Source organism: Arthrobacter sp. AG367 (genome assembly GCF_007828995.1).
Lineage (GTDB): Bacteria > Actinomycetota > Actinomycetes > Actinomycetales > Micrococcaceae > Arthrobacter.
The window spans coordinates 117,355-135,866 of the sequence record NZ_VIVE01000008.1 but is presented as its reverse complement, the minus strand read 5'-3'; the positions used below and the strand labels follow the sequence as shown (position 1 = coordinate 135,866).

At 66.8% G+C, this 18,512-nt stretch carries 15 protein-coding genes, 1 tRNA gene, 1 other RNA gene and 2 pseudogenes; 10 read left to right on the top strand and 9 right to left on the bottom strand.

The features are described 5' to 3' along the window. Positions 1–64: 64 nt before the first annotated feature. Positions 65–1,717 carry a malate synthase A gene (gene aceB / locus FB478_RS17960; RefSeq protein WP_144601222.1) on the top strand — a complete coding sequence of 551 codons (1,653 nt, stop codon included), beginning with the start codon at positions 65–67 and terminating at the stop codon, positions 1,715–1,717. A 206-nt stretch (positions 1,718–1,923) separates the two neighbouring features. Here aceB and FB478_RS17955 read toward each other — a convergent pair whose 3' ends face one another. After that, positions 1,924–3,117, bottom strand: a complete 1,194-nt coding sequence (locus FB478_RS17955) for a CynX/NimT family MFS transporter (protein WP_018771875.1) — start codon at positions 3,115–3,117, stop codon at positions 1,924–1,926. A gap of 130 nt (positions 3,118–3,247) precedes the next feature. Between FB478_RS17955 and FB478_RS17950 the strand changes: the two genes are divergently transcribed. Both FB478_RS17950 and FB478_RS17945 read left to right on the top strand, forming a co-directional pair. Then, positions 3,248–4,207: a D-2-hydroxyacid dehydrogenase family protein gene (locus FB478_RS17950; RefSeq protein ID WP_134165161.1), complete on the top strand. Its 960-nt coding sequence runs from the start codon at positions 3,248–3,250 to the stop codon at positions 4,205–4,207. A 14-nt stretch (positions 4,208–4,221) separates the two neighbouring features. After that, positions 4,222–4,755 carry a GNAT family N-acetyltransferase gene (locus tag FB478_RS17945; RefSeq protein WP_144601221.1) on the top strand — a complete coding sequence of 178 codons (534 nt, stop codon included), beginning with the start codon at positions 4,222–4,224 and terminating at the stop codon, positions 4,753–4,755. Positions 4,756–4,786: 31 nt separating this feature from the next. Here the strand turns inward: FB478_RS17945 and FB478_RS17940 are convergent, their stop codons facing one another. Further along, a complete protein-coding gene (locus FB478_RS17940; protein WP_056392194.1) occupies positions 4,787–6,955 on the bottom strand; it encodes a glycogen debranching N-terminal domain-containing protein in 2,169 nt (722 codons plus the stop codon). 57 nt (positions 6,956–7,012) lie between these two features. Beyond that, complete coding sequence (locus FB478_RS17935) at positions 7,013–8,074, bottom strand: glycosyltransferase family 4 protein (RefSeq protein WP_144601220.1); 1,062 nt, start codon at positions 8,072–8,074, stop codon at positions 7,013–7,015. 213 nt (positions 8,075–8,287) lie between these two features. Here FB478_RS17935 and FB478_RS17930 point away from each other — a divergent pair, with 213 nt between their 5' ends. Then, positions 8,288–8,986, top strand: coding sequence for a DsbA family oxidoreductase (locus FB478_RS17930; RefSeq protein ID WP_144601219.1), 699 nt, complete (start codon positions 8,288–8,290; stop codon positions 8,984–8,986). 35 nt (positions 8,987–9,021) lie between these two features. Further along, the gene (locus tag FB478_RS17925) at positions 9,022–9,708 is read left to right on the top strand and encodes a TetR/AcrR family transcriptional regulator (protein ID WP_134165163.1); all 687 of its coding nucleotides are present in this window, start codon (positions 9,022–9,024) and stop codon (positions 9,706–9,708) included. An 18-nt stretch (positions 9,709–9,726) separates the two neighbouring features. Here FB478_RS17925 and FB478_RS17920 read toward each other — a convergent pair whose 3' ends face one another. Continuing rightward, the gene (locus FB478_RS17920; protein WP_056392200.1) at positions 9,727–10,389 is read right to left on the bottom strand and encodes a LytR C-terminal domain-containing protein; all 663 of its coding nucleotides are present in this window, start codon (positions 10,387–10,389) and stop codon (positions 9,727–9,729) included. Beyond that, positions 10,382–10,681, bottom strand: coding sequence for a type II toxin-antitoxin system VapB family antitoxin (locus tag FB478_RS17915; protein ID WP_026266165.1), 300 nt, complete (start codon positions 10,679–10,681; stop codon positions 10,382–10,384). The genes FB478_RS17920 and FB478_RS17915 overlap by 8 nt, the downstream gene beginning before the upstream one ends. Positions 10,682–10,829: 148 nt before the next feature. Between FB478_RS17915 and FB478_RS17910 the strand changes: the two genes are divergently transcribed. Both FB478_RS17910 and FB478_RS17905 read left to right on the top strand, forming a co-directional pair. Beyond that, complete coding sequence (locus tag FB478_RS17910) at positions 10,830–11,759, top strand: hypothetical protein (RefSeq protein WP_018771866.1); 930 nt, start codon at positions 10,830–10,832, stop codon at positions 11,757–11,759. 94 nt (positions 11,760–11,853) lie between these two features. Continuing rightward, positions 11,854–13,479: a stealth conserved region 3 domain-containing protein gene (locus tag FB478_RS17905; RefSeq protein WP_018771865.1), complete on the top strand. Its 1,626-nt coding sequence runs from the start codon at positions 11,854–11,856 to the stop codon at positions 13,477–13,479. A 17-nt stretch (positions 13,480–13,496) separates the two neighbouring features. Here the strand turns inward: FB478_RS17905 and FB478_RS17900 are convergent, their stop codons facing one another. Together FB478_RS17900 and FB478_RS17895 are read right to left on the bottom strand one after the other, a co-directional pair. Further along, positions 13,497–14,426, bottom strand: a complete 930-nt coding sequence (locus FB478_RS17900; protein ID WP_018771864.1) for a phosphodiesterase — start codon at positions 14,424–14,426, stop codon at positions 13,497–13,499. A gap of 159 nt (positions 14,427–14,585) precedes the next feature. Beyond that, complete coding sequence (locus tag FB478_RS17895) at positions 14,586–15,098, bottom strand: glutathione peroxidase (protein ID WP_018771863.1); 513 nt, start codon at positions 15,096–15,098, stop codon at positions 14,586–14,588. 320 nt (positions 15,099–15,418) lie between these two features. On the opposite strand from FB478_RS17895, the gene FB478_RS21425 reads away from it, so the two are divergent. Further along, positions 15,419–15,883 (top strand): hypothetical protein, encoded by a 465-nt coding sequence (locus FB478_RS21425; RefSeq protein ID WP_261377447.1) that lies wholly within the window; start codon positions 15,419–15,421, stop codon positions 15,881–15,883. 74 nt (positions 15,884–15,957) lie between these two features. Here the strand turns inward: FB478_RS21425 and FB478_RS21420 are convergent. Continuing rightward, positions 15,958–16,311: pseudogene (locus FB478_RS21420) on the bottom strand (M23 family metallopeptidase); the annotation flags it as partial. A gap of 603 nt (positions 16,312–16,914) precedes the next feature. Here FB478_RS21420 and FB478_RS17885 point away from each other — a divergent pair. Then, positions 16,915–17,849: pseudogene (locus tag FB478_RS17885) on the top strand (oxygenase MpaB family protein). Positions 17,850–17,930: 81 nt separating this feature from the next. Here FB478_RS17885 and FB478_RS17880 read toward each other — a convergent pair. Then, positions 17,931–18,015 (bottom strand) — tRNA-Ser (locus FB478_RS17880). A 391-nt stretch (positions 18,016–18,406) separates the two neighbouring features. Here FB478_RS17880 and ffs point away from each other — a divergent pair. After that, an RNA gene (gene ffs, locus FB478_RS17875) (signal recognition particle sRNA small type) lies at positions 18,407–18,503 on the top strand. Positions 18,504–18,512: the final 9 nt, after the last annotated feature.

The window sequence follows — 18,512 nt, the reverse complement described above, 5'->3', positions numbered from 1 at the left end:
GCCTCAGTCGCCACCCTGCTGCTACCCGCCGTCGAACTTCCCTTTCGTCTTTAAGGAGACTGAGATGAACAGCTTTACTGACAGCTTCACGATCAATGGCATTACCTTGACCGCCCAGCCCATTTGCCGGCAGGACGAGGTGCTGACTCCGGACGCCCTCTCGTTCGTTGCCAAGCTGCACCGGGCCACCGCTGAGCGGCGGCAGGAGCTGCTGCAGGCACGGCGGGCACGGCGGGCCGACATTGCCGCCGGGGCGGACCCCCGCTTCCTGCGGGAGACCGAGGAGATCCGGAATGATCCGTCCTGGCGGGTGGCTCCCCCGGCACCCGGGCTGGAGGACCGCCGTGTGGAGATCACCGGCCCGGTGGACAAGAAGATGACCATCAACGCCCTGAACTCGGGCGCGAAGGTGTGGCTCGCGGACATGGAGGACGCCTCCACCCCCACCTGGCGGAACGTCATCAAGGGCCAGCTGAACCTCACCGACGCCCTGGAACGCCGGATCGACTTCACCAGCGAAGAAGGCAAGGAATACAAGCTCCGCCCCGCCGGTGACCTGCCCACCATCGTGGTCCGCCCCCGCGGCTGGCACCTGCCGGAAAAGCACATGCTCATCGACGGCCAGCCCATCGCCGGCGGCATCGTGGACTTCGGCCTGTTCTTCTTCCACAACGCCCGCCGTCTCCTGGCCCAGGGCAAGGGCCCGTACTTCTACCTGCCCAAGATCGAGAACCACCTCGAAGCCCGGCTCTGGAACGACATCTTCATCCTGGCCCAGGACCTGCTCGGCATCCCGCAGGGCACCATCCGCGCCACGGTGCTCATCGAAACCATCACCGCGGCCTTCGAAATGGAGGAAATCCTCTACGAACTGCGCGACCACGCCTCGGGCCTGAACGCCGGCCGCTGGGACTACATCTTCTCCCTGATCAAGAACTTCCGCACCCGCGGCCCCCGCTTCGTCCTCCCGGACCGCGGCCAGGTCACCATGACGCAGCCGTTCATGCGCGCCTACACCGAACAGCTGGTCAGGGCCTGCCACAAGCGCGGCGCCATGGCCATCGGCGGCATGGCCGCGGCCGTTCCCAACCGCAAGGACCCGGAAGCCAACGCCAACGCACTCGAAAAGGTCCGTGCGGACAAGACCCGCGAGGCCAACGACGGCTTCGACGGTTCCTGGGTAGCCCACCCGGACCTGGTGCCCGTCTGCCGCGAAGTGTTCGACGGCGTCCTCGGCAACAAGCCCAACCAGCTGGACCGGCTCCGCGAGGACGTCACCCCCGATGACCGCGCCCTGATTAATGTGGCCGCCACCACCGGCACCATCACCGAACAGGGCATCCGGAACAACATCGAAGTGGGCATCCGCTACATCGAGTCCTGGCTGCGCGGCAACGGCGCGGTGGCCATCCACAACCTGATGGAGGACGCCGCCACCGCCGAGATCTCCCGGTCCCAGCTCTGGCAGTGGATCTACGCCCGGGCCATCACGGACCACGGCGAGATCATCAGCCACGAATGGGTGGAGGAACTCCTGGACGAGGAATTCGCCCGGCTGGAGCGCTTCGACGGCGACCGCTTCGAGGACGCCCGGGACATCTTCGAAGAAGTAACGCTGGCCCGTGAGTTCCCGTCCTTCCTCACCCTCCCCGCCTACGCCCGCTACCTCACCGAGGCCCGCGAAAAGGCCACCGTCGAGGAGCTGGCCGCAGCCTAGCCAGGGACCAGCACCACACACTTCCGTCCGCCGGGCCGGCACGCCCTCCGCAACAGGCCCCCCGAAATCCGGGGCGCCGGCCCGGCGACGGAGCAACCGCCACACCCCCGCTCACTTGGTGCGGGAAAACCAAGACGCCCGCTCACTTTCCCTAAGAAAGTGGGCGGGCGTTTGAGCGGCGGAACGTTCGACGGCGGACGCCCGCCTCAGCGCCCTTTCGGCACCTTCCGCACAGACAGGGTAGTGCTGACGAAGAAGGCCAGTACCGACACCAGGATGACCAGCAGTGCGGGAGTCCATGATCCCGAGCTGTCGTGGACGAAGCCCACCAGCGGCGGGGCCACTGCGGCGAGGCAGTAGCCCAGGCCCTGGACGGTGGCGGACATCCGGCCGGCGGAAGCCTGGTCGCGTGCCAGCTTGATGATGGCGATGAAGATCAGGGTAATGCCGCCGCCCTGCGCAATGCCGCCGGACGTGGACCACAGCCACCAGAGCTCAGGCAGCAAAAGCAGCCCGAGGGGAACCGCCAGCCACAACGTACCCAGGGTGACCGCCACCGCCGTCGTACTCATGTATTTGGCCGCGAAGGGCACGCCGAGGCCGCCCACGATGGCCAGGATCTGGAAGATCGAGGACGCGGCGCCCGCCTCGGACGTGGACATGGCGAGCTCGTCGTGGAGGTAGCTGGGCAACCATGCCGTGACGCCGTAGTAGGAGAACGCCTGGCCGCCGAAGCCGGCTGTGAGGCCGAAGGTGGTCCAGCCCGAACCGGCCGCCCGGGGCAGCGGCGCGTCCCCGCCGTCGTCCCCCGATACCAGGAACGCCGTCCGCGGTCCCACGGCCAGGACCCACACCACCACCGCGGCGACTGCCAGGACGGCGACGGCGGCCAGGGCCAGCCTCCACCCCGTCACGGCCGCCAGCGGGGCCATGGCCACCGAGGTCAGGAAGGACCCGATATTCAGGGCGGCGGTGTAGATTCCCATCGCTGTCCCCTGCCGGCGCGGCGCAAAATCACGGCGGATGATCAGCGGCACCGCGATGTTCCCCACGGTGATGGCCAACCCGATGACCACCGTGCCGGCCACCACCAGCACCGGGCCCCCGGCGGAGCGCACCAGCACGCCCGCCAGTACGCCCAGGATGGTCAGCGTGACCGCGAACTCGGCCCCGAATTTCCGGGCGGCCAGGGACGCCAGCGGAGCCGCGAGCGAGAAGCAGAGCACCGGAATGCTGGTGAGCAGTCCCAGCAGGACCGGCGAAAAGTGCAGTTCCGCCTGCATGGGGTCCACCAGGGGCGCGACGGCGACGAAGGGGCCGCGGAGGTTCAGCGCCAGCAGGCCGATGCAGGCCAGCAGGACCCAGCTCTTCGGGACGCGGGAGAGGACGTGGCCGCTCACAGGGGCAAAATCGGGAATGGGCGTGGATTCATCACTCCCATTGCTATCATGCCCGGCGTGACGGGAGTTTCAGGCACCCTGCCATACGATGAACGTGACCCAAGGACGTAGGACACCGCGAAGGACAGCCATGACGCACCGCCTTGCCATCCTCGACGACTACCAGGACGTGGCCCACGGCTTCGCCGACTTCGCGGCCCTGGAGGCGAAGGGTGTCACCGTGACGTCCTACCGGGAGCCCTTCACATCCCCGGATGCGCTGGTGTCGGCGCTGGCAGACACCACCATGGTCATCGCGATGCGCGAACGGACGGCCTTCCCCCGTGAGGTGTTCGAAAAACTGCCGGCGCTTGAGCTGCTGGTCACCACCGGGATGGCGAACGCCTCCATCGACCTGGCGGCAGCTGCTGAACACGGGGTGACGGTGTGCGGTACGCCGGGTTCGCCCTCCGCTGCGCCGGAACTGACCTGGGCCCTGCTGCTGGCTATCGCCCGGCACCTGCCGGCGGAGGAAAACTCGCTCCGGGCGGGTACCTGGCAGTCGACGGTGGGGGTGGAGCTCGCCGGCAAAACCCTGGGCATCGTGGGTTTGGGGAAGATCGGCCGGCGGGTGGCCGCCTATGGGCAGGCGTTCGGCATGGACGTGGTGGCCTGGAGCCAGAACCTCACGGCTGAGGACGCCGCACAGGCCGGCGCCCGGCTGGTGTCCAAGGAGGAGCTCTTCACGGCAGCCGACGTCGCCACCCTCCACCTGCGGCTCTCCCCGCGGTCCGAGAACACCGTGGGCGAGGCCGAGCTGCGGCTGCTGGGCCCGGACGGCATCCTGGTGAACACCGCCCGCGGCCCGCTGGTTGACCAGGACGCGCTGGTCACGGCGCTGAACCAGGGGTGGATCCGCGGCGCCGCCCTGGACGTCTTCGACCAGGAGCCCCTTCAGGCCGGCCATCCGCTCCTGGCCGCGCCGAACACCGTGCTCTCCCCCCACCTGGGCTACGTCACCCAGGAAAGCTACCGGCTGTTCTACGGCGGCGCCCTTGAGGACATCACCGCCTGGCTCGCCGGCGCCCCCATCCGGACCCTCACCGCCTGACCTGGAAGAAACGCATGACCCACACCATCCGCAGGGCAACAACGGACGACGCCGGCCCGCTCGCCGCCCTGGCTTCCGTCACCTTTCCGCTGGCCTGCCCGCCGTCGTCGTCACCTGCCGACATCGCCGCGCACCTGGCCAACACGCTCAGCGAGGAACACTTCAAGGGATACCTCGCGGACCCGGACACCACCATCCTGGTCATCGACGCGGACGGCCGGCTCAACGGCTACAGCCTGCTGGTGGACCGGCCAGCCGCGGATCCGGATGTGGCGTCCGTCCTGACCCTGCTGCCGTCCGTGGAAATCAGCAAATGCTACGTCCACCCGGACTACCACGGACTGGGCGCCGCCGCCGAACTCATGCATGCCAGCCTGGCGGCTGCTGCAGGGACCGGCGGCGCCGGGGCATGGCTGGGTGTCAACAGCCAGAATGCCCGCGCCATCCGCTTCTATGAAAAGTCCGGCTTCCGGAGGGTGGGTACCAAATCCTTCCGGCTGGGCAGCACAGTGGAGCATGATTTCGTGCTGGAGCGCGCACTGCCGTAGCGGTCCAGGTCCTTGATTGGCAGCGCCGCTGTCAGTGCAGCCTGCTGGCGTTCGCGCCGGCGCCCACCCTTTCCACCGGGTAGGCCAGCGGCGGACGCGGTTCGTCCAGGAGTTTCAGCCCCGGCGGGAGACCGTCGATGGTGCCGGTGGATCCGGCGGCGCTGATGGTCACCCGGCTGCTGTCCAGCAGGACGTTTTCCGCCCGGAACGAGCCCACGGACTCCGGCAGGATCGGTGCGAGGTGCACCACCCCGCGGGTGAAGACGGGGTCGAACCGGAGCAGGATCCGGGCGAGCTGCACCGGCGCGGCCGCAGCCCAGGCTTGCGGTGAGCAAGCGGTGGGATACGGAACGGGGCCGGGAAATTCGCCGCGGTCAAAGCCGCAGAACAGTTCCGGCAGCCGGCCGTCAAAGTGCTCGGCAGCGTCGAGGATGCCCAAGGCCACCCGCCTGGCTTCGTCCACGAATCCGTAGCGCATCAGCCCGGTGGCCACCAGCGCGGTATCGTGTGGCCACACCGAGCCGTTGTGGTAGCTGACGGGGTTGTAGGCGCCCATGTCCGACGCCAGCGTGCGGATGCCCCAGCCCGTGAACATTTGCGGGGACATCAGGTTCTCCATGACGGACGTGGCTTTGTCCTCGTCCACCACCCCCGTCCATAGGCAATGGCCAATGTTGGAGGTCAGCGCATCAACATGCCGCTTGTCCTTGTCCAGTGCCACCGCGAAGTACCCCTTGTCCGGCAGCCAGAACTTCTTGTTGAACTCCTCCTTGAAAGCTGCCGCCTTTCCGGCCCAATGCTGTTCCAGCCCCGAATCGCCGCTCCAGTGGGCCAGCAAGGACCTGCCCAGGTAGGCGGAGTACACATAAGCCTGGACCTCGCAGAGGGCGATCGGCGCCTCCGCGATGGTCCCGTCCGCGAAGTTGATCCCGTCCCAGGAGTCCTTCCAGCCCTGGTTCACCAGGCCATGGTCGTTGGGCCGAAGGTATTCCACAAAGCCGTCGCCGTCGCGGTCGCCGTACTTTTCGATCCATTCCAGGGCCCGGTCCGCGTGCGCCAGCAAGGGCTGGATCGCATCCCGGGAGAGCCCCCACCGGCTCAACTCGCCCAGGGTGGAGACGAACAGGGGGGTTGCGTCGACGGTGCCGTAATACGCGGTGCCGCCCAACGACAGGCCGGCGGTGACACCAAGCCTGACCTCGTGCGGTATGCGGCCGGGTTCCTCCTCTGAGTCCGGGTCAACCTTCTTCCCCTGGATCCCGGCCAGGGTCTGCAGCGTGCCCAGCGCAAGGTTCGGGTTGACCATCAGGCTCATGTAGGAAGTCAGCAGCGAATCCCGTCCGAACAACGCCATGAACCAGGGCGCACCTGCGGCTACGGCCGCGCGGTCGGGGTGATGGGCGTCGAAGATCCGCAGGGCACCAAGATCGCTCTGGCTCCGGTTGAGCACGTTCTGGAAGCTTGCGTCCTCGACGCTGATCCGCGGGACGTTCTCTTCCCAGGCCAGATGCCGCCGCACACCTTCCCGGTGGTGCGGAAGCTGCCCTTCCTTGAAGGGCTTTTCCGGCGCCTCCCCGTTCACCAGCGGCACCACAATCACGCTGGTGGCCCATTTGCCCCGGGCAGGGACGGTGATGTGAAAACGCAACCCGTCTGTGTCCACCTCTGCACCCCGTGCCCCGATGGCGGAGCCCCGCTGCTGGCCATGCCGTGATGCCTCGATGATGAGCTTTCCATCCACCACGGTGCGCGTTGTATCGTCCGGGCCGGTGGTCCGCCCGCCCTTAACGTCGAAGAGATCGGCCTGATCCGCATCCACGAGGAGTTCGATGTCGCACTCAACAGGCTCCGCCGCGTAATTCTCCAGGCTGATGTCATCCTGCAGGCCGGGCCCGATGTGGCGGACCTGACGGACCACCAACGGGCTGTCGAACCTGCCCCCGGGCCACGCGGCACGGCCAACGAACGTGGCCTCGAACGGATGCGGCCGCTGGGCAGACAGCGGCTCCCGCATCGAGCCGTTGATACGCAGCACCCAGCGGGAGATGATCCGGGTGTCCTGGAAGAACGCGCCGTTCGTGCCGGCGTCTGGGCTGATGTCACCGGTTCCGGCCGATATGCAAAACGAAGAACCCTCCAGGACGGTGACGGCGCCGACGTCCGACCCGGAGGCCTCGTTGTCTTCGTTCCAGGCGGTCATGAAGGACTCCCTTCTCAGGCGATTTGCTGCCGGGGAGCCGGAAGGCCGCCCGCCCCCTTAACGATTTTGGTGCACGGGCGCGGCATCCGGAACCCCTCCGGGCAATCTGCCCGCCAGCAGTTCATCAAAGAGCCTCAGGTGCTGCGCCACCATCCGTTGGGCATTGAACCTCTCCTCCACTGATGCCCGGCACCGTTCCCTGCTCAAGCCGGCTGCTGCCTCAACGAAGCCGGGCAAATCCTCTGTCTGCCCCAGGAAGCCCGTCCGGCCATGCTCCACGATCTCGGGCGCTGAACCGATGCGCGTCCCGACGACGGGAGTGCCCGTGGCCAGCGCCTCGATCATCACCAGGCCGAACGGTTCGGACCACTGAATGGGGTTGAGGAAGGCCGTGGCCTCGCCCATCAGGCGGTACTTGACGGCATCGTCCACTTCCCCCACGAAATCCTCGTTTGGGCCCAGCATGGGCTCGATGACCTCCCGGAAGTAGCGGACCTCGTCCTTCTCCCGCATCTTGACCGCTATCTTCAGGTGCATGCCCACCCTGCGGGCGATCGTGATGGCCTCAAGCAGCCCCTTGTCATGGCATGCGCGCCCCACGAAGCACAGGTAACCGCCGCGGCCGCTTCCCACCGGGACAGTGGAAACGTCCATGCCGTGATGGATCACCTGGGTGACGGGAACCTCGGGAGCGTGTGAAGCCTGGTCGCGGGAGATCGCCACGATTGCCACATCCGGCGCCATGGCCCGGTACAGGTCCTCTGCCTGCTTGTGGAGCGGGCCGTGGATGGTGGTGACCACCGGAACCTTGGCCGGACGGTGGGCGTAGAGCGGGCCGGCGAGCGTATGGTCGTGGATGATATCCACGTCCTGCAGCCCCTTGTAGGCCCGGATCACGTGGCTGAGTTCGGACATGGTTGAGCCAAGCTCGTCCCGGGACGCCGGCCGCATGCCCGGCACCAGCGGCACGGGGCACGTGCTTTCGGAAGGGGCGGCGAGCAGGACCTGGTGTCCGGCGGCCGCGAAGCCACGCGCCAGGGTGTCCACCACCCTTTCGATGCCGCCGTAAGTCAACGGAGGGATGGGAATCCAGGGTCCCGCAATCAGTCCAATTCGCATGTCTGGCCTCCAAGGAAGGGGCCCGAGCTCCCCAGCCGCCAGGCGCATCAACCCGCGGGACCGTTGGGGTCCCGTGGTGTTCTCATTTTGTTTGGCGTCTGCTTCACCTAACTCCGACTATTGCCCAGGATTGCCCCGGCCACAAGAGCGGATGTGTGCCATCTCATAAGGCGCCGGCGGAATGGCCGCAGGCGCGACCCGGTTGTGCAAGGCATGAAGATTGAGATCTGGTCTGACGTTGCCTGCCCGTGGTGTTTCATCGGGAAGCGCCGGTTCGAGGCGGCCCTGGCAGCATTCCCCCACCGTGACGCCGTTGAGGTGGTGTGGCGGAGCTACCAGCTGGATCCCACCCTGCCGGAACACTACGACGGGACCGAGCTGGAGTACCTGAGCAGCCGCAAGGGCATGCCGTCACGGCAGGTCGCGCAGATGTTTGAGCACGTGGCGGAGCAGGCAAAAGGCGAAGGCCTGGACTACCGCTTCGACAAAGTGGTGGTGGCCAACAGCTTCACCGCGCACCGCCTGATCCACCTTGCAGCGGCGCACGGCCGGCAGGATGCGGCCAAGGAGCGCCTCCTGAGCGACCACTTCGAGCACGGCAAGGACATCGGCAGCCGGGACTACCTGTCCTCCCTCGGCAACGATCTTGGCCTGCCGTCCGATGAGGTGGAGGAGCTCTTCACCACGGACAAGTACACGGACGAGGTCCGGTTCGACGTCCAGGAGGCACAGGGCCTGGGCATCAGCGGCGTTCCGTTCTTCGTGATCGACCGCAAGTTCGGGCTGTCCGGAGCCCAGCCGGCGGAGACGTTCACCGCCGCCCTCACCCAGGCCTGGCAGGCTGCCAACCCGCTGGTCCTGGTCAACTCCTCCGACGGCGGCGCCTGCGGCCCCGACGGCTGCGCGGTGTAGCGCCTTTTACTGACACATCGCGGTAAAGTGTCTGCATGCCCAGGATTTCAGCGGCCAGCAATGCCGAACAACGCGCGGACACCCAGCGGCGCATCCTCACCGCTTTTGGCGAACTCCTCTTCACCCATGGCCTCCCGGGGTTGACCATGACAGACGTGGCCAGGCATGCCGGGGTGGGCCGCACGGCCGTCTACAACTACTACGCAGACATCGAAGAACTCCTGATCTCCTACGCCCTGGATGAGACCGAGAAGTTCCTTTCCGACCTGCGTGAATCGCTGGCCCGGCTGGAGAACCCCGTGGAACGGCTGGCCCTGTACGTCCGCGCCCAGGTGGTTGACCTCAGCCGCCGCCACCTCCCGCCCGGACCTGCCATGGGGGCGGTGCTGTCGCCGTCGTCCTTTGCCAAGCTCTCGGACCATGTAGGCGAGCTGAGCGTCCTGTTGCAGGACATCCTGCGCGACGGCATGGAGCAGGGGTACCTGCCGGTGGCGGACGTGGGCCAGCAGTCCCAGCTGATCCTGGGGACCCTGTCCTCCAGTGCGGCCAGGGGCAGCGACGAGCCGGCCGAGCTGGAAGCCCGCGTGGCCAGGACGGTGCGCTTCATCCAGTTGGGTGCGGGTGCGCGGTTCGACGACGACGGGCGGCCCATCCGGGTGGCGCAGCTTCCGCCAGCGGCGCAGCTTCCGGCAGTGGCGCAGCTTCCCGCAGTGGCCGGCTAAGGACCGGCTGGCTGGAGGTCAGGCCGCGGGGGTGACAGGCAGTCTGTTGGTGTCCGCTATGCGCCGGCTTTCCCGGGGGCAGCTGAGCTTTCCCGGCGTCTGGTCCACCAGATCCGGCGGGACCAGTGCCTTGTAGTCCTGCGCCAGGATCACGTCCACGCTGGCGTCGGTCCTGCCGTCCTGGAAGTAGTCCGACCCCGGCACGTTGCGCTGCACGGTGAATGCCGCCGACTGTCCGCCCGCACCTGACACCACGGCCGCCACACCCCGGTAGCCGGCGTTGGTATTCGAGACGTTCCCCACCACGAACTTCCGCGCCAGGAACTCGTCCGCCACCGAGCGCGCCAGCCCGGCCCTGGTGGTGGAGTTGTAGACGTTGAGGTTGATCTTGTCGTTGGGTACGTAGTCGAACATGGAGGCCGGGCAGGAGGAAACCGGTGCCGGGGCGGGCTCGGCGGCGGGGATCTTCAACCGGCCGTTGATGATGGCCATGGCAATGATGATGCCTGCGGCGATCAGGCCTGCCAGGAGGACCAGCACCACCCCGTGCAGCACGCGGCGGCGGACCCGGGCGGTCTCATCGGCATCCGCGGCCGCTTCCATGGCGGCGCGCAGCTCAGGGCCGGAAACAACATGGTGGCCATGAAGGACACTCGGGTCCTTCGGCCGCCCCCTAGCCATCGAGCACCAGGACCCGGGCGTGGATCGCGGTGCGCTGGTGCAGGGCGGTCCGGACCGCGCGGTGCAGGCCGTCCTCGAGGTAGAGGGTCCCCTTGTACTGCACTACGTGCGGGAACAGGTCGCCGAAAAATGTGGAATCCTCCGCCAGCAGCGCTTCCAGGTCAAGGGTGCGCTTGGTGGTGACCAGTTCGTCCAGCCGGACCGGTCGCGGCGGCAGCGACGCCCACTGCTTGGGGGTGCTGTAACCATGGTCGGGGTAAGGGCGGCCCTCGCCCACAGCTTTGAATATCACCATGCCACAGTAGGCACCGCGCTGCCCCAGCGAAAGTGGCAGGGCGGACCGGCGCCAGGTTGTAGCCAAACAGTGACCATATGCCCTGCGCCCCGGCCGCTGGGCGGACACACAGCGGCAGCGCCTGCCGTGCTGACAGAATGGAACCATGACAGTATCCGAGTCCCCTGCCGCGCCCGTGCCCGGAATCCGCCAGCCGTCCGCGCCGCCGCTGGCGCTCCTGCTTGACGTGGACGGCCCCGTGGCCAGCCCGCTGACGCGGGACGTCAAACCGGACATCATCCTGGACCTGGTGGCGCTGGCCGCAGCCGGCATCCCCGTCATTTTCAACACCGGCCGTTCCGACGCCTTCATCCGCGAGCAGGTCATGGAACCGATGATCGCCGCCGGCATTCCAGCCGGAACTGTCATCCATGCCGTCTGCGAAAAGGGTGCGGTCTGGTTCAGCTACACCTCTGCCGGTCCCGGCCCCATCCACGTGGACCGGGAGCTTGCCGTTCCGGCGGCGTACGGCGACGACATCCGCCGGCTGGTGGCGGAGGACTATGCAGCCCACATGTTCTTCGACGAAACCAAGCGCGCCATGGTGTCCGTGGAGCAGCACATCGATGTGCCCAGCGCGGACTACCTGGCCGAGCAGAAGCTCTTCGACGCCGAGGCCATGGCGCTCATGGGGCGCCACGGGCTGGGCGTTGTCCGCCTGGACCACCACGCACCGAACTCCGACGACGAGGTGGACTACCGCGTGGACCCCACCATCATTTCCACGGACATCGAGTCGGTGCGGCTGGGGAAGGATCTTGGCGCCAGCCGGGCGGTGGAGCTGCTGGCGGCCCAGGGCATCACGCCGCAGGCGTGGCGGACGGTGGGCGATTCCCGCACCGACTACGCCATGGCGGACTGGCTGCACCATAACGACCACCCGGTGAAGCACGTGGATGTGCGGCCGGCGGACGGTGTGCCGGCCAAGCCCTATCCGGTGCTGACCGCAGCGGACCTCGGGCTGGAGGAAACAGTGATCCACGACGACGCCGGCGGGGCCTTCCTGCGCAGCTGGCGTGAGGCGCTGGACGCCTGAGCCCCTGCCGGGCCGCCGTCGAAACGTCGCCAAGGGGCTTCAACCGGGCCCCGAAACCTTCCGTTACTCCAGCAGGACTATCATGCAGTTAAGAATGCCCACTTCCACCAGCTCGGAGACAACCATTACAGAAGCACCGGTCCAGGACGAGGTCTACTACGGCGGCCAGGCGTCCGTGGAGGAACAATTTCACGCCGAGATCACGTCTCCGGCGGCAGAGCAGCGGCTCAGGCACCGCCCCGATGTCATCCGGCACAAGGGCCGTTTTGCCCTGATCAATGACACCAGGACTCCGTACCAGGCCATGGTGGAGGACCTGCTGTTCCTCCGCAATGTCCTGGCGAACGCGGGCCTCAACTATCTGCTGGTCCGTGGCAACAACGACCGCCCTGTCCTGGCCCTGGACTGGAAGGACCGGAAGAAGCTCCGGGCCGCCCTGGTGGAGGCGTGCCGGGACGAGCCCTTCTATTCCATGACCGTGGACGCCAAGAAGAAGACGTCTGTCCTGGTGGCCGACGGGGAGCTCTCGCCCAACCGGCAGGGCCGCATCTTCCGCCTGTACCGGCCCCGGGTGGAGCCGGTGGGCGGCTTCGAGTTCGGCGCCTCTGCCGGGGTGCAGATCGAACTCTGGTCCTTCGAGGGCGAGGAACTCATCCTTCCCATCGAAAACTCGCTGACCCGCAGGACCCTGCTGCGCCAGGACGCCGTCCGCGGCACCGTGGAACGCTACGGCCATACCTGGCCCACCATCGAGAACATGTTCGCCGACCACGCAAGCGACATCAGCTTCGACATCGACCTCGTCTTCTCCTGGGTGGACGGAAGCTCCCCGGAATACATTGCTGCCCGCCGCGCGCAGCAGCAGGGCGTCGTCCTGGGCGAAGGTGACGACCACGAGGCCCGGTTCCGGCAGATCAATGAACTCAAGTACGCGCTGCGGTCCGTGTACATGTTCGCGCCGTGGATCCGCCGCATCTTCATCGCCACCGACTCCCCCGCGCCTGCCTGGCTGGCAGAGCACCCGTCGGTCACCATAGTCCGCAGCGAGGAGTTCTTCGCTGACCCCTCCGTGCTGCCCACCCACAACTCCCAGGCCGTGGAGTGCCAGCTGCACCACATCGAGGGGTTGTCCGAGCACTTCCTCTACTCCAATGACGACATGTTCTTTGGCCGCCCCGTGGGCCCTGACATGTTCTTCACGCCCGGCGGCATCACCAAGTTCATCGAGGCGGAAACCAGGATCGGCCTGGGTGAGAACGCCGCTGAGCGCAGCGGGTTTGAGAATGCCGCCAGGGTGAACCGCAAGCTCCTGTGGAACCGGTTCGGCCGGATCACCACCCGCCACCTGGAGCACACCGCCGCGCCGCTGCGGCGCAGCGTGGTGGCCCAGATGGAGGAGGAGTTCCCCGCGGAGTTCAGCAAGACGGCAGCCAGCCGCTTCCGCGCTGCGGACAACATCTCCGTGACCAACTCGTTCTACCACTACTACGCACTGCTCACCGGCCGGGCCGTTACACAGACAGCCGCCAAGGTCCGCTACGTTGACACCACCATGCGCTCAGGGCTGAAATACCTGCCCAAGCTGCTGGCCAAGCGGAACATGGACTTCTTCTGCCTGAACGACGGGAGCTTCCCGGAGATCAGCGCGGACGAGCGCGCCGAAGTGGTCACGGACTTCCTGGAAAGGTACTTCCCCATCAAGGCGCCCTGGGAGAAGTAGCCCGGTCCAGGCTGTAGTCACCGCCTGGTGGACGCTCCGAGCTTGGCGTTGCCGCGCTGCTTGGTGGTCTCCGGGATCCGGATCCCCGCAGCCTCCAGCCGCCGGGCCGTTTCCTCGGGTGACACGTACTCGCCCACCGTTGGTGAAGCGCCCAGCGGGACCACGGAGTGCACGATGGTGTGCTCGTAGACGTGCACCAGGTTGAAGGCCTGGCCGCCGTCCTGCCCGCGCGTGCCTCCTACCGGGACGTTCAGGTCCTGGGTGTAGCAGGAGGCGGAAGCGACCGAGACGGGGACGCCGGCGAAGCTGGCCGTAGTGGAGTAGTGCAGGTGGCCGGCCAGGATGGTGCGGACGTCCGAGTTGCGGACCACTGCCTCCAGCGAGGCCTGGTCGCGCAGTTCCACAAGCACGGAAAGGTCAAGCACGGACGGGACCGGAGGGTGGTGGAGGGCCAGGATGGTGCCGTCCGGGGCAGGGGTTTCCAGCTGCCGGGCCAGCCAGTCCAGCTGGGCGCCGCTCAGTTCGCCGTGGTGGAAGCCCGGCACAGTGGTGTCCAGCGTGATGACGCGCAGCCCATTGATGAAGTAGCTGTGGTCCACCGGCTCGTCGCTGCCGGGCTGGTCGAGCAGGCCCTTGCGGAAGTTGGCCCGGTCATCGTGGTTTCCCATGGCCCAGATGACCTGGGCGCCGAGCTCCTTGCAGGCAGGGTCCACAATGGCCCGCAGTTTCACGTAGGCCCGGGGATCGCCTTTGTCAGCGAGGTCGCCGGTGAAGATGACGGCTTCCGGCCTTGCGCCGGATGCTTTGACTTCGTCGAAGAGCTGGATGAGCCTGGCTTCGCTGTCGACAGTTCCGTAGAGGGGGTCTGGACCTCCCAACAGGTGGGGATCGCTCAGGTGGAGTAGGAAGTGGCGTGGCCGGGGGTGTTCGGCCTCGATGTGCTCCATTGCTACCTCTATGGTCGGTGGGAAGCCGTTCTTCCCTTGTACCCTTCAGTAATATTTATCCAATCAGACATTTGGCAAACTTGGGGTAAATCGCCGGAGCTGATGTGGAAAAAGTTGGAAGAACTGCGCTTTTGCAGACCCGGTTCGGCCAGACCGCGTTTATCCGAGCTCCTGCTCGACCGCGTCGATGACCTCGGCCGAGTCCGGTTCAACGGTGGGGGCAAAGCGGGCCACCACCTCGCCGTCGCGGTTAACCAGGAACTTCTCGAAATTCCACTTCACCAGCCCCGGCAGCAGCCCCGTTTTGAACTTGGTGAGCTCGGTGTAGAGCGGGTGCTGATTCCTGCCCCGGACATCGGCCTTGGCGGTGAGCGGGAACGTGACCCCGAAATTGCGTTCGCAGAACTCCGCGATGTCGCGGTCGGTTCCGGGCTCCTGCCCTGCGAACTGGTTGCACGGAACGCCCAGGACCTCGAATCCGCGGTCCCGGAACTTCTCGTAAAGGGCCTCCAATCCGGCGTACTGGGGGGTGAAGCCGCAGTTGGAGGCCACGTTGACCACCAACACCACTTTTCCCTTGAACTGGCTGAAGTCCGTCCGGGTGCCGTCGTTGAGGACCAGCGGGATGGGATACAGCGGCGCATGCCGTCGGGTCTGCGGAAGGTTGCTCATATGGTCAGTTCGTTGCCGAGGTCCCACCGTACGGGTCCAAAGTGAAGATTTCCTAGGCCGCCGGGGTGGTGGCCGTCGCGCTTGGCGTCATGGTTGACGAGGTGGTTGCCGTGGGCTCGGGTTCTGCCGGCGGAGGCGCCAGGGTTGGGGTTGGCGTGGGGCTCGGGGTCGGGGTCGGGGTCGGGGTTGGGGTCGGTTCGAGGGTTGTCTGCGCCGGGCTCGGGGTTGGGGTCGGTTCGAGGGTTGTCTGCGCCGGGCTCGGGGTTGGGGTCGGTTCGAGGGTTGTCTGCGCCGGGGTTGGGGTAGCGGCCGCTGGAGCGGTGGGCGATGGTTCAGTCGGCGTCGGAGTTGGACCAGGGTCACTGGGCGACGGCGACGGCGACGGCGTCGGGCTGGGTGAGGCCGTCGGAGTTGACGTTGAAGTTGCCGGGTCAGTCGGCGACGGCGTCGGGCTGGGCGAGGCAGTTGGATCACTCGGCGAGGCCGTCGGAGTTGCCGGGTCGGTCGGTGACGGCGACGGGCCGGGCGCGGGGTCCGTGGGCGACGGCGACGCGGCACTCCCCGAAGGTTCAGCGGGTGGCGGGGCCGTCGACGTCAATTGCGCGTCAGGGGGCGCAAGCACTACACCCGTCGCCTCCGAGGGCGCAGGTGCCGGTGCAAGCGGCAGGAGTGGCGGGAAGGGTGAAACCTGCAGCCCGGCAGCGGGGATTTCTCCGCCCGGATCCACCCGGAGGGGGATGGTCCAGCTGATCCTGCCGGCAGACAGCCCCTGGCCGGGCGCATAGGAGACCATGTCGGCAGGAAGGGCCCAGTTCATAGTGCGGAGCTGCAGGAAGCTCCATCTGAGGGGGTTTGTATACCGCCCGTTCAGGATGGCCTCGAAATGCAGGTGGCAGCCCGTGGACCATCCGGTGGTACCAACGCGCGCGATGACTTGGCCTGCCTGCACTGTATCGCCCGTATGGACGCCGATGGACTCAAGGTGGTTGTAGGTGGTGATGAGGCCGTCGCCATGATCGATCTCCACACGGTTGCCGCCGCCCCAGGGATGCCATCCGGCCGCGCGTACAACACCGGCGTCGGCTGCGTGGACGGGCATGCCGCAGGCCGCTGCATAATCCTGGCCCAGGTGGAAATCACCAGCAGTCCCGCTGATCGGGCTGACCCGGAAGCCGAACGGCGAACTCGGCTCGAGGAGCTGAAGCGGGGCCATCAAAAAGCCGGCTCCGGGCCTGCCCGTGCCCGCCGGCCCTACTGTCAGGGCCGCCGGGGCATCTGCGCCCGTACTTCCTATCGCCGTATGTGGGAAGGCCAGGGTGACCAGAGGACTGGACAGGATGGCCGGCGGAAGGGCGCCGGCGCCGACCTGGTCCGACGCCGGCGGACCGGGTTCCCTTCGCGCTTCCCCGATGCTGTTCCCGCCGGATGTTCCGCCGGGGACTGCAGCACCCTCGGTCCCGGTGCCCGCAACTGATCCCGTCCACTGCACGAACCCTGCCGGGCCGGCAGAAAGGTTGACGGCATAAGCGGACGCCGCCAGCACCCCCGCCGCGGCGACGGCGCGTGCAACGGGGGGAAAGCTACGCTGGGCCGGCTTTCTGGTGCCGGGCGCTGGATTCTTGCCCAAGTGACTGACTCCACGTCGTGGCCTGCCGCCCGTTGTCTCGACGGTATGTCCCATGGGACCACAGCCCCGCAGGGGTGGAAACCCCATGGGCGCACATTGCGGGTTTTTTGCGGGCGTTAGGGGGTTGGGAGTTTCCGCTGCTCAGGAGGCTGGTCGCGGTGCCCCTGCAGAAATGGGCAACAATGTCTCATGCGCAATGTCCTTCGTACATGGCAGGACGAAATCAAGAAGACCTTTCAGGGAAGGCTGATGCACCACCGGACTGGTCGCTGCGGCTGGCGGAAGGCGACGACGCCGGCTACCACCTGCCCGGCTCGGCCGTCTGGGCAGTTCATGGCTCCATGACGCCGATCGTTGGCGGGATCCGGACACTGCTCATGCAGTCGCTGCACCCCGGTGCCCTGGCGGGAGTGCACGAACACTCCAACTTCCGGGAAGACCCCTTGCGCCGGCTGGCCAACACCATCCGGTGGATCTTCACGGTGACATACGGCTCAACGGCGGCCGCCGAGGAGGCAACACGGCGTGTCCGCCGGCTCCATGAGCCGGTCCAGGGCACCTACAAGGACAACGACGGCGGCACACGCACCTACAGTGCCAACGACTCCGGGCTGGCCGGCTGGATCCATATCGCCTTCACGGATGGCTTCCTGGCAGCCCATAAGATCTGGGGCGGACCCATTCCGGGCGGCCCGGACGCCTACGTCCGGGAGTGGGCCCAGGCCGGGCGGCTGATGGGAGTGGACAACCCGCCGCTGACCGAGGCGGAGATGCGCGGCCAGCTGGACCAGTGGTACACGCAGGGCGTCCTGCGCGCGGACGACAGGGTGAAGGAAACGGTTCAGTTCATCCGCAACGCTCCGCTGCATCCCCTGCTGAAGCCCGGTTACCGGATCCTGTTTGCGGCCGCCGTCTACAGCTTGGAACCCCGGTACCGCCAGATGCTCGGGCTTTCCGTTCCTCGGCTGGGCCCCTTCCCCCTGCCCGTGAGGCTGGGCACAAAGGTGGTGCTCGGCGTCGTCCATCTTGCCCTGGGCGGGCTTCGCCGGCGGATGGGTCCCAGCGAACTGGCTGCGCGGCAGCGCCTGAGGCGGCTGGGCGAGCCTTTGGCGGACATGGCCTAGGGGGGTCCACGACCAGGAGCCCATGACGGCGGAAACGCAAGAACCCGGCCCCGGAATCACCGGGGCCGGGTTCTTAACCGGCGGAGAATGGGGGATTTGAACCCCCGAGGGCGTTAACCCAACACGCGTTCCAGGCGTGCGCCATAGGCCGCTAGGCGAATTCTCCAACTGCTTCTGAATCAAAAGCAGGTATTAGATTACCTGAACTTTTCCGCATCGCCCAATTGGGCTGTTCGGAGCAGGTTTTCCGCGCTCCCCTGCCCGTGCCCGGAGACGCCTGCGCATCGCCCTTAAGCTGGAAATGGACGCCCCCAACGCGCCCATTCCCCGATGCACCGTTGAGCTGCCGGGTCCGTCCCGTTCAGCCAGGCCACGCAGCTCACAACCTTGAGATTGCCCCAATCGGTGTACATACCAATGATCGCGGTTGCCGGTGGGATAAGCAATGAAGACCGCCGTCTGAATAGCTTCCGGCACTGTGTTGTTCCCCAGAAGCGGGCTCCGGGAAGCAGGCGACGGCCGATTCGAGTCGAGCCGGATGTTCGGGTAAAGTAGCTCGCGGCCCCTCATGTGGCGTCATCCTGTTGAACTCCCCCAGGACCGGAAGGTAGCAAGGGTAGACGGGCTCTGGCGGGTGCATGGGGGGTCTTTACTATTCCCCCA